Below are 16,364 nucleotides of genomic sequence, written 5' to 3' on the forward strand. Positions count from 1 at the left end.
GGGGTGTGGGTAAGGAGTGGAAGCGCTTGTGACGACTGACACCGTACGGTGCCGTGCCCAAGCGGGAACAGCTCGTCTCGGATGCCGGTTGCAGCCCTTCGGCGGAACTGGGCGAGCAGAAGGGGCAACGCCGTGACGGGCAGCGACAGCGGAGCGGAGCAGCAGGACCGGATCCGGGGCAGGGTGCGCGGCAGCGCCCCGGCGCCGCTGTCGATCCTCGACCTGGCGACCGTCGGCGTCGGCTACACCCCCGGGGAGGCGCTGCACGCCACCACCGAGCTGGCCCGTCGTGCGGAGGAGTGGGGCTACCACCGCTTCTGGGTGGCCGAGCACCACGGCATGCCCGGTGTCGCCAGTTCCTCCCCGCCGGTGCTGATCGCCCATCTGGCGGCGGCGACCAGCACCCTGCGACTGGGCTCGGGCGGCGTGATGCTGCCCAACCACGCCCCGCTGGCCGTCGCTGAGCAGTTCGGCCTGTTGAACGCCCTGCACCCGGGGCGCATCGACCTGGGGCTCGGCCGTGCCCCCGGCACCGACCCGGCGACGGCCCGGGCGTTGCGGCGCGGCGCGGGGAGGGCGCCGACGACTTCCCGCAGCAGTTGGCCGAGCTGACCGGGTTCCTGGACGGGCACTTCCCGCCCGGGCATCCGTACCAGCGGATCACCGCCGTGCCGGGGCCGCTGCCGGACGGCGGGGGCCGGCCGCCGGTGTGGCTGCTGGGCTCCTCGGGGTTCAGCGCTCGGCTCGCGGGGCAGCTGGGACTGCCGTTCGCCTTCGCACACCACTTCAGTGCCGCCAACACGGTGCCGGCGCTGGATCTCTACCGCTCGTCGTTCCGGCCCTCGGAGGTGCTGGACGAGCCCTATGCGGTCATCGGGGTGAGCGCGGTCGCCGCGGAGACCGAGCGTCAGGCGCTGCGGCTGGCACGGAGTGCGGGCCTGGCCATGCTGCGGTTGCGGCGCGGGCAGCCGGGGCCGATCCCCACCCCGGAGGAGGCGGAGTCCTACCCGTACTCGGAGCTCGAGGCCGACTTCCTCTCGGACTGGCTGGGCAATGTGGTGCTGGGGGAGGCGGGCCCGGTGCGGGAGGGGCTGGAGGAGCTGCGGAAGCGTACGGGCGCCGATGAGCTGATGATCACCTCCCACATCCATGGGCATGAGGCACGACTGGCCTCGTACGGACTGATTGCGGAGGCGTACGGGCTGACCACGGCCGGCTGACGGCACCTTCGGGTGGAGCCGGGGACGGTGCGCCGGGCCCGGTGGGATGCGGTGCGCCGGGCCTCGCCGGGGTCGGCGGGCTGACCGCCGCTGGGTGAGGGCTGGGCGGTGGACCGGGTCCCATGGGGCCCGGATGCGCCCGGGGGCGGCCGCCGGGGGCTGCTCGGGCGGGGCTTTCGGCGCGGTTCCCCGCGTCCGCGGTCAGGGGCGGTGGGCGCCGGGGGCCTGCTCCTGGTGGAGTTCCAGCGTGACAGCCAGTCGCAGATGGGCGTCGACCCAGGCCCCGGCGGCAGCCTGCGCACCCTTGAGATGCAGGGTGTCGGTGAAGGTGCGCAGCAGGGCCGCCGCCGTGTGCAGGCCGATGCGGTGGAGCTCGGCCGCGGCGTCGGCCAGCCGGACCCTGGTGGCGGCGGTCTGGTGGCGCAGCCCCCGGTGTGCCGTGTCGGCGAGTGCGGCCAGAGCCCCCTCCAGCGCGGCGGTGACCGGGTGGGGTGGACGCGGGACGGCGGCGGCCAGAGCCGCGGAGCCGTCACCGGGTGCGAGGTCGGGGATGACCGGGCCGTCGGCGGTCAGCACCGCGAGCGGGTCGATGACCGTCCGGCCGCCGGCACGGCTCAGCATGCCGCTGATCAGCAGCGGCCGGGGCCCGTCGCACTCCAGCGCGGCCGCCAGGGCGTCCAGGCCGCCGGGGCAGAACGGATTGTGGTCGGCGCGGACGACCGCCGCATTGCCGGCCTCGTCCCGTACGGCGGCCTCCAGACGCTGCTCGGCGGGGTCGTAGCCGACCGAGTCCACCGCGGAGACGGCGATCACATGCACCGACTCGGCCTCGATACGGGGGCGGATCAGCCGCGGTGGTCGGCCGTCCCACCGCCGCAGGTGCGCGGCGAGGTCGCGGAGCAGCAGTGGTTCGGGCAGCTCGGCCCAGGCGGAGCCGACCGGGGTGACGCTGGTGGCGGCGATCCGGCCGCGGGAGATGGTGACGGCGCGGCCCGCGGTACGGGAGGTGTGCTCGCTGACCACATTGGCGGCGGACAGGGCCCGCAGCGGGGAGCCGAGCAGCCGTCTGCCGCCGAGGTCATGGCCGGTCAGCTGCTGGTCGTCGTCGGTCAGCTGCCAGCTCCGGCGCAGCACCAGGGCGGTCCCTGCACCGGGGTGGGCGAAGTAGATGTGCGCGGTGCGGTCCCGGGAGGTGCCGCTGATCCGGCAGCCGAGGGCGACCAGCCGGACCCGGCGCAGCGGGGTCTCATGTGCCTCGCCGCTGCCCAGCACCGAGGGGTGTGCGGCGGCCCGGCTCCGGGCGTGCAGTTCGGTGAGCAGCAACGCGAAGCGCTCGGGTTGGTGCAGGGTGCTGCGGGCGGTGTAGGCGTCGAGCTGGGCTGCCAGTTCGTCCACCGCGCCGGCGGGCCAGTGCAGCGACTGCGCAGTGAGCTCGTCGGCGGCCCGTCGCAGGGTGCCGCCGAAGACCGGACCGGCCTGGGCGATGCCCTCGATCAGCAACTCGTCGGCCAGGGCGACCGCCCTGCGCAGCGATGCGGAGCCGCCCTCGCCCTTGGTGTCGGCCCGGCCGCCCATGTCGACCTGGGTGGCACCCTGCTCGTCGCCGGCCCGGAAGGCCCAGACGGCGAGGGCGATCATCTGTCCGCGCAGCTCGGGTGCCACGTCGGTGACGGCATGGCCGATCTCGTGGGGGACGGGGAACCGGACGGTGCAGGTCGGCAGCTCGACCCGGGGGGTCGGCTCCTCGGCCGTCGGCCGGTGCAGTACTGCGGTGCAGCCGCGCTCCAGGATGCGCCTGGCGGCGGTCACTGCCCGGTTGCCCAGCCGCCGGGTGAGGGTGTCGTCGTCCACCGTGCCGGGGGACCAGCCGACGGCGGGGGCGCCGCTCACGGTGGTCGTGACGGAGCCCGTGGTGTCGGTGGTGTCGGTGGTGGCCGGGCCGGTGGTGGCGTCCGCCGGGGCGGGTGCCGGGCCGGCTGTGCCACCGGTGTGGTCGGCCTGATAGGCGAGCACCAGCCCGATGCGGTGCCGGCAGATGCCGGGGGCGGCGCAGCTGCACTCGGCGGCGTCCAGGCCGAGCCCGGGCGGCAGGGCGGCCCTGGTGCCGTCGGGGAAGTGCCCGTGCACGGTGCCGTCCGGTCCTGTGGTCACGGACGGGCCCGCGCCCGCGTCCAGTTCCTTGGCGGCACGCTTGACCAGGCCGCGGTTGGCCAGCGCGGCGAGGGTGTCGGGGGTCAGCGCGAGCAGATCGCTGCGGGCGGTCATCCGCGGCCCCCGCCGCCCAGCCGCTCGGCGACGAACTCGGCGAGCCGCCCGGGTGTCATGGCGCCGACGTGGGCTCCCGCCGCGGCCAGCCGGCCGGCGAGCTCCCGGTCGTAGACCGGGTCCGCCTGCTCGTCCAACGCGGCCAGTCCCAGCGCGGTGGTGCCCTGCTCGACCAGCCCCCGCACGGTACGGAGCAGCCGGTACCGGTCGCCGCCCTCGTAGAAGTCCGAGACGACGGCGACGATGCAGCGGCGGGGGTTCTCCACCAGGCCCGCGCCGTAGTCGACGGCGCGGGCGATGTCGGTGCCGCCGCCGAGCTGGACCCGCATCAGCAGCTCCACCGGGTCGGTGACATCGGCGGTGAGATCGACCACTGCGGTGTCAAAGGCGATCAGGTGGGTCTTGAGGCCCGGCAGGTTCCACAGGCAGGCCGCGGTCACCGCGGAGTGGATCACCGAGTCGACCATGGAGCCGGACTGGTCGACCAGCAGCACCAGTTGCCACTGCTCCAGGCGGCGCCGGGTGCGCGAGTGGAAGCGCGGCTGCTCGATCAGGATGCGCCGCTGCTCGGGCTGGTAGTGGGCGAGGTTGGCCCGGATGGTGCCGCGGAAGTCGAAGTCCGCAGCGAGCGGCAGTCTGCTCGGGCGGCGTGAGCGGGTGCCGCTGAACGCCCGGTGCAGCTCCGGGCGGAGCCGCTCCATCAGCTGCCGGACCACCGTCTCCACGATGCGCCGGGCCATCGCCAGCACCTGGGGGTTCATCAGGTGCTTGGTGCGCAGGACCGCGCGCAGCAGTGTCCGGCTCGGCTCGATCCGGCCGAGCACATCGGGATCGGTGACGATGTCCTGGATCTCGTACTGCTCCACCGCGTCGCGCTCCAGACGCTCCACCGTCTCCTTGGGGAAGAGCCGGTGGATCTCGTCAAGCCAGTCCACCGCGGTGAGCTGGGACGGGCCGCTGCCGCCCGAGCGGGAGGCGGTGGCGCCGCGGCGCCGGCCGCGGCGCTGCTGGTCCTCGTCGCGTCCGTAGAGCCAGTCCAATGCCGCGTCGCGGGCGGCCGACCGGCCGTCGAGCGGCCCGGTGCAGCGCTCCGCGGCGGCTCCGAGGATCAGCCGCCAGCGTTCCAGCCCGGCGTCGGGTGTGCGGGGCGGCTCCGCGCTGCCCGGCGTCATGGCATGACTCCCAGGTCATGCCGGTGGAGCAGCCGGGTCACGTTGTCCTCCAGGGTCCGGGCGTGCGCCAGCAGCAGTGGGTCGGTGCTGGTACGCAGCAGTGATCCGGCGGAGCCGCGCAGGCCGCGCCGCTCCAGCAGCAGCCGTGCGATGCGCTCGCGCTCACGCGGCGGGAAGAAGGCGAAGGCCTGGCGCAGCGCGGGGAGGCCGCCGAGGAAGTCCTCCTCGGCCATGGCGCAGACGATGCCGTCCAGGACGTCGATCAGGGACCCCCGGCCGGGTGCGCCGTCCTGGGCCAGCACCTCGTCGCGGGCGAGGGCGAACAGCCCGGCGAGCCAGTCGCCCAGGGTGTCCGGTGCCGCACCGGCCATGGAGCGGACGGCAGCCGAGTGGTCGGCCGGGCCGCCCAGCGACCAGTGCAGGCCCAGCGCCGCACCGCGCAGGTCGACGGGGGCGCGGGGGTCGCGGGCGATGCGCAGGGCGGCGGCGGTGGCGGCCTCGGCGGAGAGGGACAGCAGCTGTCCGGCATGGCGCAGTGCGTCCCTCGCGGCGGCCAGGGCGTGCAGCCGGGCCCGGTCCACGCCGCTGCCGCCGTGCAGCCCCTCGGCCAGCCAGAAGACCCGGGTGACGGCGCCGTCCACCACCGTTCCCAGCAGGGGGCTGCGGGCCGCTCCGAAGAGCCGGTCGTGCCGCCACAGGCCCAGGGTGGTGGCCAGTACGTCGCCGAGCGGGCCGAGCTCCGCGACGCCGCCGATCCGCTCGGCGAGTACGGCCAGCAGATCGTCGGAGAGCTGTCCTGCGCCGCAGAGCACCGTGTCGAAGAGCAGCTCGGCCAGCGGCCCCGTCTCGGAGCCCGCGGCTTCGAGCCGTTCGCCGAGCCTTGCTGCGGCGGCCTCGTCCAGCCGCGCTCCATAGGCGCCCGCCTCGATCAGCGCTGCCTCGCGACCGTCGCCGGAACGGGGCTCCCAGCGCTCGGTGGACACCGGATCCAGTCCGTCGGCCGGTCCGGCGACACGGGTGAGCCCGGGGATGCCCAGCACCCTGAGCCGATGCATGACTTGACTGCACATCAGTTGGTCTGGGTCGGCCAGGTCCAGCACCACGGGGGCGTCCCCGGTCAGCCCTAGCCCGGCCAGCCGGGCGGCGACATCATGGACCAGCGGGGGCAGCGGGGTGTCGGGGTGCAGCTGCCCGACGCGGTCGCCGGTGCAGGCGGCCACCATCTCGACCACCGCCGGATGCGTGCCCGCGCCGAGTGGGCCGCGGATGGTCCATGGCAGTGGGCGGTCCAGGTCGTCGCTGATGAGGGCGCCGGCCAGACCGTCCAGCAGATCCACCCGGGCAGCCACGCGGTGGCCGCGGAGCGCGGCGAGGCCTTCGGTGAGGCTGCGGACCGCGATCAGGTCGGCGGTGGAGACCGGCAGCCCGCGGGCCCGGAGCCGCTCGGTGACGCCCCTGAGCAGTCCGTCCCCGGCGGCTGCGGGGCCGTGCTCCCACAGCTGCTGGTAATAGCCGGGGGAGGGCATGCCCGACTGGTAGCCCGCGAAGGCGTCCAGCTGCCGGAAGGAGTACGGCACCAGAAAGCTGCCGCCGAGGGATCCAGGCGGCGGGGCGGGGACCTCCGGCCAGTCCGGAAGGGCGGCGTCGCCCCCCGGGTCGGCCTGCCCGCCCTGCTGGTCCAGGCGGTCGTGTGCGTGCTGCCCGTGCTGCCCGTCCTGCTGGTCCGGACCGTCCAGACCGTCAGGCCCGCGCTGCCTGCCCCGGCGCTCCGGGCCGTCCCGTCCGTCCGCGCCGGTCAGCCACCGCAGCGCCGGCTGGTGGAAGCCGCCGGTCACCACCACCACCGGCCGGTCCCCGGCGCGGTCGACGGCGGTGCGCACCCAGGCGGCCATGTACTCCTCGCGGGCCCGGTCGCCGGCGTCCGCCCGGGCCTCGCCGCGCACCACGGCGAAGTAGGCGTCCAGCCGCTCGGCCAGTCCGCTGTCGTCCGCGACCTCGAACAGCCGGTCCCACAGGGCGTCCACCGAATCCACCGCGAAGTGCCTGCAGAGCCGCTCGACGGCCTCGGCATAACGGACCTCGGCGTCCGCGTAGCGGTTGGCCGGCCGGTCGCCGCCCCCGGCGGCGAAGGCGGGGTGCCAGGCCGGCAGGTCGATGAAGCGGACCTCGGCACCGACGGCATGGCCCTCCTGCAGCGCGACCCACTCGGGGGAGTAGTCGCACAGCGGCGCCCAGGAGGTGGCGGTGCGCCCGCCGTCCCGGTGGTGGCTGAACACCGCGATCGGCAGCCGGTGTCCGAGCAGCAGCTCCTCCAGCCGGTCGTTGATGTCGGCGGGGCCCTCGATCAGGACGTACGCCGGGCGCAGCGACCGGACCGTGCGGGCCACCAGCCGCGCGCAGGCCGGGGAGTGGTGGCGGACCCCGAGGAGGACGGCGGCCATCAGTCGGCCAGCAGATGACGGGCGTCGTGCAGGGCCTGCCACTGCGGGCCGCGGCGGCGGGGCACCTGCTGCTCCAGGTAGCGGCGCAGCCGGGCGAGGTCCTCGGGGCTGTCCTTGGCGGCCGTACCGGCGAGGCAGGCCACGATGTCGGCGGCGCTGCCGGGCTCGCCGCGCAGGAACCAGCCGCGCAGCCCCACCGCGTGCGCCACCGAGACGGCCTCGGCGGTGCTCATCACCGCGGAGAGCCGCTCGCCGGGGGCGCCCGGCACGCCCTCGCCGCGCAGTTCGCGGAAGGTGGCGACCAGGACCTCCAGGACGTCCTGCCGTGGTGGGGCCTCCACACCGGAGCGGCGCAGCAGCGTCGAGGCCTCGGCCTCCACCAGGGCGAGCTCGGTGTCGAAGTCGGGGATGGGGAAGACGGTCTCGAAGTTGAAGCGCCGTTTGAGGGCGGAGCTCATCTCATTGACCCCGCGGTCCCGGGTGTTGGCGGTGGCGATCACATTGAAGCCGGCCCGGGCGAAGACCATGCCGTCCGGACCGTCCAGCTCGGGGATGGCCAGGACCCGCTCGGAGAGCAGCGACAGCAGGGAGTCCTGGACCTCCAGGGGGCAGCGGGTGATCTCTTCGAAGCGGACGATCCGCCCTTCGGCCATGCCGCGCAGCATCGGGGCCGGCACCAGGGAGCGGGGGGTGGGGCCCTCGGAGACCAGCAGGGCGTAGTTCCAGGAGTACTTGATCTGGTCCTCGGTAGTGGCGGCGCCGCCCTGCACGGTGAGTACGGAGGTGCCGCTGACCGCGGCCGCGACCAGTTCGGAGAGCAGCGACTTGGCGGTGCCGGGCTCGCCGACCAGCATCAGGCCGCGGTTGGTCGCCAGGGTCACCAGCGCCCGCTCGACCAGGGAGGGGTTGCCGACGAACTTGCGGCTGATCCCGGTGCGGGCGTCACCGACGATGAAGCGCCGGGCGGCCCGCAGGCTGAGCTGCCAGCCCGGCGGCCGCGGGTCGCCGTCCTCGGCGCGCAACGCGGCCAGCTCGTCGGCGTAGCGCACCTCGGCGGGCGGGCGCTGCAGCTCCGCTTCGCCGGCGGCCCGTCCGGGCGGCTCGGCCTGGGCGCCGCTGTGCTCGGTGACGGTACTCATCGGCCCGTCACCTCGGCCAGATCGGCAAGCAGTTCGCAGGCGGTGACCGGATGCAGATCGCCGAACCGCAGCGGGTACTCGCGGCTCTGCCGGTAGTGGTCCGGGTGGGTGCCCAGCCAGATGGTGCTCAGCAGCTGGTCGGGGAACTCATTGACGATGCCGACGGCGATGCCCGTGTCCAGCCCGATGACCAGGTGGCGGTTGTCGGCGAGCGGCTTGGAGAACCAGCACTCGATCCCGGCGTCCTGCGGTGTGCCGCGCTCCCAGCCTCGGCGTTGCAGCCCCAGCAGCTTGCCGACGGGCACGGTCGCACCCTCGAAGCGCCGCAGCCGGTGGTCCGCGGCCTCCTCCGCGGTCAGGGTGAGGACCGGGCGGCCCAGCTGCGGGAAGGGCTGGAGGATCTCGTAGTCGGCGAAGAGCTCCGACCAGGCGCGGAGTTCCTGACCCAGCAGCAGCGGATGCGCCAGCCGTACCGTGGCCTGCGCGGGCAGCGTCAGCTCCTCGTCGTCCACATCCGCGAAGGTGCGGTCCTCCGCGATCCGGAAGGCGGTGGTGCGGCCGTCCGCATCGCAGAGCCAGACCAGGCGGCGCACCAGATGCCACAGCAGGGGGTGGCCGACGAAGAGCTCGCGGAACTCGGCGGCCGTCCAGGAGCGCTGCGCCACCATCGCTGTCTCCAGCCGGGCGACCTGGTCGGCGGCGATGGTGCGGACGTCCTTCTTCAGCGCGGCGTAGCGCTTGCGTTCGGCGGGGGCCAGCTCGGCGTCGTCCCGGGCGCCGGGGGCGGGCAGGTCCTTGCGGCGTCTGCCGTCCGCGTCCAGGACGTAGGGGCGCAGCTGCTCGTCGAAGCCTACGGTGAAGCGCCGCGGGCCGTAGTCGATGACGGTGGTGCCGTCGGTGTCCAGGCCGAGGTCGGGGACCAGGCGGTCGGAGAGCTGCTCGCCGCTGAGCCCCAGGCCTTCGGCGACCTCGGCGATCTTCTCCTTGGCGCGGACCTTCAGGGCCTTGAACTTCACCCGCTGGGCTATGCCGTGCAGATGCAGCAGCGCCAGATCGCTGCCGATCGCGGCGAGGACGCCCAGGCCCTCCACCGCCCGGTGGTGGGCGCCCTCGCCGGGCCAGCCCCGCAGCACCGGGGTGAGACGGCGCACGGTGTCGTCGTCGCCGAGCACCCCCAGGGCGTTCAGGGCCCAGCTGTCCTTGGCGGGCATGCCGGCCAGCCGCCACTCCTCGAAGAGCACCCAGGCGAACTCCGCCAGTGAGTCCGCGGTGCAGGCCGATGTGACCTGCTCGATGCCGAGATAGGCCTCGCCGGGCCGGGACAGCGCCAGCATGGTGAGCACATGCCGTACGGCGTCGTCGGGCAGTGCTCCGCCCCGGGTCAGCACGATCTGGGGCAGCAGCGCGGGATCCGCCCAGGGGCCGATCACGGGCATCTTCGCGGGGAGGGCGTTCTCCAGCGGGTCGGCGGCCAGCAGGTCGGCGACCGCGGCTGCGGCCTCCTCGCCGTAGCCGGCGGCGGCCTTCGTCACGCTCTCGCTGCCGTGCACCGCGGCGATCAGCCGCAGCGCCTGCTCGGCCCCCTGCCGGGCGGCACCGGGTGCGCCGACCGCATCCGGGACCAGCAGCCGGGCGGCGCCGGCCCCGTGCCGGGTGAACCAGGACCGGGCGGTCCGGCCGGTCGACTTCAGCCGCACCAGCCAGTCCGCCATCAGACGGGCGGCACCCAGATCGAGGAAGGGCAGCAGCAGCTGCGCCAGGACCACCGGATGGCCGGCGGCGAGCTCCAGGGCGAGCCGCAGTGCGGCCGACTCGTACCTGGCCACGATCGGCTTGAACGCCCGCTCGCCGCCCCAGTGGCTGTCCGGGGACCACACCGCCAGCGCCGGGGACATGACCTCCACCGGCCCGTGCAGCAGCAGCTTGCCCGCGTAGTAGGCGTTGTTGCGGCGCCGGCCGGAGGTCAGCTCCCGGGCCGCGGCCTCCCAGTCCACCGGGTCGGACAGCTCCCCGTACCAGGAGCCGAGGGCAGCCCACCGCTCCCGCTCCCCGGTGAGCCAGACCACCTGGTGCTCCTCGGCGGGCTGCAGACCCGCGACCACCTGTGGCCTGCGCGGTGTGCGGCGGCGCAGCCAGGGCGGGGTGACCAGCAGCTCCGGCAGGGTGTCGACGGGGGCGTCGGGGACACGGTCCCGGTCGGTGAGCAGTGGCTCCACCAGAGCGACGATCTCGGCCGCAAGTGCGGGCAGTGCGGCGGCGCTCAACTCCCGGTGCGCCCGCACATGTGCGGCCAGCAGCCGCTGCACCGAGGAGGCCCGCGTGCCCGGGGCGAGGACGGCGGTGGCCAGCAGCCGCAGCGCACGGACCGGGTAGCGCCGCATCGCCTCCAGCAGCGCGGGGCGGACCTGCTTGTCGTCCGCCCGGACCAGCAGCAGGCCGAAGGCCTCGTCGGTGGGCAGCTCCACCAGTGCACCCGCGAAGGTGCGCAGCCGGTCGGAGCCCTGGGCGTGCTCGACCGCCTCGCCGACCAGCGGGGTGCAGGCGTCGCCGACGCGCTCGGCGACGGTGGCGATCAGCTGGACGGACCAGCCCGTCCAGCCCAGGTCGGCGCGGCTCTCCACCTGGGCGAGCTGCTCCGGGGAGTCCACCGAGCGCAGCAGCATGGAGCGGAGCAGCGGGTCCTCGGTGGCGCGGGCGGCGGGGTCGTCCAGGCAGTCGGCGAGCCAGTCCTGCCGGTCGGGGAGCAGATAGGAGACGACCACCCGGTTGCGGGTGGTGCGGCGGCAGTCGGCCAGGGCCGCCGTCGCCTCCCGGTGGGTCGCCTCGTCGGCCTGGGCCAGCAGGGCGCGGGCGCGGTCGGCGCTGCTGGGGCAGATGCCGTGCATGGAGACGGAGCCGGTGGCGGTGCGGTGGGCGAGCCAGGGGTCGGTGCGCTGGGAGCCCCACTGTCTCCAGTGCGCCTCCAGCTCCATCAGCTCGACCACGGCACGGGCGGCGAAGGGCAGGCCGTACTGCTCGACCCAGGCGTCCACGAACACCCCGGCGGGGAGCCGCCAGTGCGAGGTGAGAGTGGCCAGGGAGGCGGCGCCCAGGGCATGGGGACTGCCCGTCAGATGCATACGGACGGCGTCCGCGATGCCCTGGTCGGTCAGCGGGGCGTCGAGTACCTCCTCGACCCAGCCCGACTCCTCCTTGAGCCGCTGCTGCACCATCTGCACGGCGTCGGCCGCCGGTTCGCCGCCCCGCTGCCGGAGGCCTCCACGGCGGGGCTGCACCACCCGCCGCCAGGCGGCCGGCATGGCGAAGGTCGACTCGTCCGGGAAGACCGGCCCGGCCGGGACGGCCGGTTCGCCGGCGGACAGGGACGGCGCTGCCGCGGGGGCGACCTCCCGGTACCCCTTGGCCTCCTTCTCGGCGACGGCCCTGGCGAGATGACGTGCGGCGGCCTCCTCGGACTCCAGGGTCTTCACCTGCGTCCGGCCTGCCGCGCCGACCTTTCCGTACCGCACGGTGACGGCGCAGCCGTCCAGCGACCCCTCCCAGAACTTCGCCGAGCCGTCACCGACACACTCCCAGCGCCGCACAGCCCCTCCTCGCCTGTCGACATCGCTGACCACCGGGTTCGGAGATCAGTTGGCGTCACCGTAGCGAGGCCCACTGACAGGGCCAGGTCCGGCCCGGGCCCACGGCCCGGGTGCCCGGTGCGGAGGGGCCGTCAGCCGCCGGCCAGTCCGAAGAGGCGGGCCGCGTTGCCGTGGCAGACGGCCCGCAGCCAGTCGTCCCCCAGGCCGAGCCGGGCCAGCGCGTCGAGCTGTTCCGCATACGGATGGGGGATGTTGGGGAAGTCGGTGCCCAGCAGCACCCGGTCCTGCAGGTCCGCCAGGCGGGGAAGTTCGCCGCGTGGGAAGGGGGCGTCCCGCTCGGCGAAGTCGGTGAAGGCCATGGTGGTGTCCAGATGCACGCTGGCGTGACGCTCCGTCAGGTCGAGGAAGTCCGTGTACTCGGGCATCCCCAGGTGCGCCACCACCAGCCGCAGCCGGGGGTGCCTTGCCAGCACCGACCCGATCGGTCCCGGGCCGGTGTACTTGCCCGGCGCGGGTCCTGAGCCGCAGTGGCAGACCACCGGGATGCCCGCCTCGGCCAGCAGACCCCAGACGTCCTCCAGCAGCGGATCGGCCGGATCGTAGGCGCCCACCTGGAGATGCGCCTTGAAGACCCGGGCACCCGCCACGACCGCCCGGCGCACATAGCCGGCCGCCCCCGGCTCGGGGAAGAAGGTGGCGGTGTGCAGGCAGTCGGGGGTGCGGGCGGCGAAGTCGGCCGCCCAGCCGTTCAGCCAGGCCGCCATCCCCGGCTTGTGCGGATAGAGCATCGAGGTGAACGCCCGGACCCCGAAGGAGCGCAGCAGTGCCACCCGCTCCTCCTCCGCCGCGCGGTAGGCGATCGGCCAGGTCCGGCCGACCAGCGGCCCGGCCGAGTCGAAGTACGCCCACACCTTGGCCAGCACCCGCTCGGGCATGAAGTGGGTGTGCACATCGATCAGTCCGGGCAGCCCCAGCCCCCGCCAGAACGCGGTGACCCGCTCCGCCTCAGCGGTCATGCCTGCACCGCGCGCGCCCGGTCGATGACGGCGGCGGTGTCGGTGCCCGGCGGCAGAGTGCCGAAGGCGCCGCCGTGGTCGCCGCCGAGCCGTGAGGCGCAGAAGGCGTCCGCGACGGCCGGGGCGCCGTGCCGCACCAGCAGCGAACCCTGCAGGACCAGCGCCATCGACTCCACCACCCGGCGGGTGCGGTACTCCAGCTCGGCCGGGTCGGTGAGCTCCTTCTGCAGCGCGGTGACGGCCGCGTCCAGTCGGCGGTCCGCGCCGGACGCCAGCCCCACCTCGGTGAAGAACGCCTCCACGGAGGCGGGGCTGCGGGTCATCGCACGCAGCGCGTCCAGTGCCGCGACATTGCCCGAGCCCTCCCAGATGGACACCAGCGGTGCCTCCCGGTAGAGGCGGGGCATGCCGGACTCCTCGACATAGCCGTTGCCGCCCAGGCACTCCATGGCTTCGGCGGCGTGCGCCGGACCGCGCTTGCACACCCAGTACTTGGACACCGCCAGCGCCAGCCGGCGCAGCAGCGCCTCGCCCTCGTCGCCGGCCGTGGCCCGGTCGGTCGCGCCGGCCAGCCGCATGGCCACCGCGGTGGCCGCCTCCGACTCCACGGTCAGGTCGGCGAGGACGTTGCGCATCAGCGGCTGGTCCACCAGCGCCTTGCCGAACACCCTGCGGTGGGTGGCGTGGTGGACCGCCTGGACCAGTGCGGCGCGCATCCCGGCGGCACCGCCGATGGTGCAGTCCAGCCGGGTCATGTTGACCATCTCGATGATGGTGGGGACCCCGCGGCCCTCCTCGCCCACCAACCACCCCACCGCGCCGTCGTACTCGATCTCCGAGGAGGCGTTGGAGTGGTTGCCCAGCTTGTCCTTGAGCCGCTGGAGGTGGATGCGGTTGCGGCTGCCGTCGGGCAGCACCCGCGGCAGCATGAAGCAGGAGAGCCCGCCCGGCGCCTGGGCCAGCGTCAGGAAGAGGTCCGACATGGGTGCGGAGGTGAACCACTTGTGCCCGGTGAGCCGGTAGCTGCCGTCCGCCGCGGGCACCGCCGTGGTGGTGTTGGTGCGGACGTCGGAGCCGCCCTGCTTCTCGGTCATCGACATGCCGGCGATCAGACCGCGCTTGGTACGCGGGTCGCGCAGCCCGAAGTCGTACTCCCGGGAGGCCAGCAGCGGCTCCAGCCACTGGGCCAGCTCCGGGGTGGCGCGCAGCGCGGGCACCGAGGCGTAGGTCATGGAGACGGGACAGGTGTGGCCTGCCTCCACCTGCGACCAGACGAAGAACTTGGCGGCCCTGGCGGTGTGCGCGCCCGGCTGCTCCTGCCGCCACGGCGCGGCGTGCAGGCCGTGGGTGACCGCGGTGCGCATCAGCTCGTGCCAGTACGGGTGGAACTCCACCTCGTCGATGCGGTGCCCGTACCGGTCGTGGGTGCGCAGCACCGGCGGGTGCTCATTGGCGAGCCGCCCCCACTCGGCGGCCTGCTCCGTCCCGGCGAGGATGCCCAGCTCGTGCAGCTCCGGCTCGGCCCAGCCGGCGCCCTCCCGCCGCAGCGCCTCAAGCAGCGCCGGATCGGCTGCGACGTCATGGCCGCGCAGCGGCGGGGCCTGGTTGGTGACCTCATGAGTCTGCGGCATCGTGTCCTCCCAGGGCACGCAGGGTGAAGGAGAGCAGGGCGGGGACCAGGTCGGCGGGGGCGGCGCCGGCGGCCAGCGGGCCCACCAGCGCCTCGCCGACCGCGCCGACCAGCGCCGCTGCGGTCAGCTCGGCGTCCTGGCGGGGCAGATCGCCGGCGGCGACGCCCGCGGCGATCTGGGCGGCGATCACATCGCGGAAGGTCCGCCGGAAGACCAGCCGCTCGGCGTCGACGGCCGGATCCACCGGTTCGGCGAGCAGTGCGTAGGCCAGCCGGGGGGCCCGAAGGGCGCGGGCGGCGAAGGTCTCCACCACGGCGGTGACCCGCTGCTGAGGGGTCAGCGCCGGGCCGCTCGCGGCCGCGGTGACCGCTGCCACCTCGCCGCCGACCACGGTCCGGAACAGCTCCACGGCCAGCTCGGCCTTGCCGGTGAAGTGCTGGTAGACGCTGCCGGTGGCGATCCCGGCACGGTCCGCGACGGCCGCCACCGAGCAGCCGGTGTAGCCCTGCTCGGCCAGCAGCTCCGCCGCTGCCCGGAGCAGTGCGTCGCGCCGGCCGTCGAGACGGGCCTGTACTGCGGGGGTGCGACGGTAGGGCATATCAAGCATTGAAGCAGTGATTCACTGCTTCGTACAGGGGTGTGCTCCGCCGGTGAAACCGGCACCGAGAGCTTCGAGCGTGGCCTTGCGTCTGCAAAAATTGTCTTCGCGCTCTATGGCGCCACGCGAGTTAAGCTGGGGACCGGAGAGTTAGGAGGCCCCCGGATGGGCATCGCCGACGACGCCGCCGAGGTCCGAGCCCAGGGCTGGCGCACCCTGGCCGCACTGCACGGCCGGATCGAGGACACCCTGGAGAAGGCGCTGCAGCGGGGCCACGAGCTGTCCGTCGTGGAGTACACCGTGCTGGACGCCCTCGCCCGTCAGGACGGCTGGCACATGCGTATGCAGCAGCTGGCCCGCGCCGTGGTGCTCAGCCAGAGCGCCACCACCCGGCTGGTCACCCGGCTGGAGGAGCGCGGCCTGCTTGCCCGCTATCTCTGCGACACCGACCGCCGGGGTATCTACACCGAGGTCACCCAGGCCGGCCGTGAGCTGCTGGAGAGCGCCCGGCCCACTCATGACGAGGCCCTCGCCCGTGCCCTGGCGGAGTCCGCGGAGCTGCCAGAGCTTGCCCCCCTTGTCGGCGCCCTGGCGGCGCTTCCCAAGCCGCCGGCCCGGGTGGGCTGAGCGCCGGGAGCCGAGCCCGCCCCGCATCCGCACACCGGGGCCGAGGGTGACGCCGCCCACGCCTGGCGCCTCCGCCCACGCCTGGCGCCTCCGCGCAGGGCGGGAGCACGGCCACCGCGGGTGCGGCGGCGTTTTGGGGCCGGTCCGGCTGCCGGGTGGTCCCGGGGTGCCCGCCCGGCTCTCCGCCTGGGACGGGGCAGGCGAGGGCCGACCGCGGTCCGGTCGGCTGCGGCCGCTGCTCCCGGACCTGGCGGTACTGGCCGGGGCGATGCCGGACGGCCTTCGGAATGGTGCGCATGCCTGCCCAGCGGGCGGCCTTTCTGATGCTTGCCCTGTGCGGGTGTGCCACCAGTGGTGGCTTCGCCCGGAGCGCGGTGACCCCGGAGCGGACTCCCGGGTGTTCGGCGCGGCCCCGTGGAATCGGCGCCGCCCGCCGTGGCATCGACCGTGGTCGGGTGGCTTCATCCGGCTGCGGAGGCTGCGTCCGGACAGGTCAGGCGTAGCGCAGAGGGCGCAGAAGGGCGGTCGGCCGCGGAAATTGGTCTAGCCCTAGGTCTAGTCCAATCTATTGACGTGGCTCGGACATCACCGCCACTCTGGGGCCGCCGGAAACCCGTAGGCGCTCCTCCCCCGGAGCGTCGGGTACGGCGCATTCCCCCTCTCCCCCACGA

At 74.4% G+C, this 16,364-nt stretch carries 9 protein-coding genes and 1 pseudogene; 2 read left to right on the forward strand and 8 right to left on the reverse strand.

The window, feature by feature from the left end; translation table 11 throughout:
- Positions 1-81: 81 nt before the first annotated feature.
- Positions 82-1,220, forward strand: a pseudogene (locus AB0761_RS24185) (LLM class flavin-dependent oxidoreductase).
- Between the two features lie 201 nt (positions 1,221-1,421).
- Here AB0761_RS24185 and AB0761_RS24190 read toward each other — a convergent pair.
- The 8 genes from AB0761_RS24190 to AB0761_RS24225 all read right to left on the reverse strand — a co-directional run bounded on the left by AB0761_RS24190 (position 1,422) and on the right by AB0761_RS24225 (position 15,066).
- Positions 1,422-3,485: a hypothetical protein gene (locus AB0761_RS24190; RefSeq protein WP_377271238.1), complete on the reverse strand. Its 2,064-nt coding sequence runs from the start codon at positions 3,483-3,485 to the stop codon at positions 1,422-1,424.
- Complete coding sequence (locus tag AB0761_RS24195; RefSeq protein ID WP_377271240.1) at positions 3,482-4,657, reverse strand: VWA domain-containing protein; 1,176 nt, start codon at positions 4,655-4,657, stop codon at positions 3,482-3,484. Before AB0761_RS24195 ends, AB0761_RS24190 begins: the two co-directional genes overlap by 4 nt.
- Entirely contained in the window at positions 4,654-7,098 is a 2,445-nt protein-coding gene (locus tag AB0761_RS24200; RefSeq protein WP_377271241.1) for a DUF5682 family protein, read from the reverse strand. Before AB0761_RS24200 ends, AB0761_RS24195 begins: the two co-directional genes overlap by 4 nt.
- A complete protein-coding gene (locus AB0761_RS24205; RefSeq protein ID WP_377271242.1) occupies positions 7,098-8,237 on the reverse strand; it encodes an AAA family ATPase in 1,140 nt (379 codons plus the stop codon). The genes AB0761_RS24200 and AB0761_RS24205 overlap by 1 nt, the downstream gene beginning before the upstream one ends.
- Complete coding sequence (locus AB0761_RS24210) at positions 8,234-11,821, reverse strand: DUF4132 domain-containing protein (protein WP_377271243.1); 3,588 nt, start codon at positions 11,819-11,821, stop codon at positions 8,234-8,236. Before AB0761_RS24210 ends, AB0761_RS24205 begins: the two co-directional genes overlap by 4 nt.
- 131 nt (positions 11,822-11,952) lie before the next feature.
- Positions 11,953-12,837 (reverse strand): amidohydrolase family protein, encoded by an 885-nt coding sequence (locus tag AB0761_RS24215; protein ID WP_377271244.1) that lies wholly within the window; start codon positions 12,835-12,837, stop codon positions 11,953-11,955.
- Positions 12,834-14,468 carry an isovaleryl-CoA dehydrogenase gene (locus tag AB0761_RS24220; RefSeq protein ID WP_377271245.1) on the reverse strand — a complete coding sequence of 545 codons (1,635 nt, stop codon included), beginning with the start codon at positions 14,466-14,468 and terminating at the stop codon, positions 12,834-12,836. The genes AB0761_RS24215 and AB0761_RS24220 overlap by 4 nt, the downstream gene beginning before the upstream one ends.
- On the reverse strand, positions 14,452-15,066 hold the full coding sequence (locus tag AB0761_RS24225) for a TetR/AcrR family transcriptional regulator (protein ID WP_377271246.1): 615 nt from the start codon (positions 15,064-15,066) through the stop codon (positions 14,452-14,454). Before AB0761_RS24225 ends, AB0761_RS24220 begins: the two co-directional genes overlap by 17 nt.
- A 165-nt stretch (positions 15,067-15,231) precedes the next feature.
- Here AB0761_RS24225 and AB0761_RS24230 point away from each other — a divergent pair, with 165 nt between their 5' ends.
- A complete protein-coding gene (locus AB0761_RS24230; RefSeq protein ID WP_377271247.1) occupies positions 15,232-15,693 on the forward strand; it encodes a MarR family winged helix-turn-helix transcriptional regulator in 462 nt (153 codons plus the stop codon).
- The last annotated feature ends 671 nt before the right edge of the window (positions 15,694-16,364 follow it).

Origin of the sequence: Peterkaempfera podocarpi, assembly GCF_042466665.1 — a bacterium.
GTDB classification, from domain to species: Bacteria; Actinomycetota; Actinomycetes; order Streptomycetales; family Streptomycetaceae; genus Peterkaempfera; species Peterkaempfera podocarpi.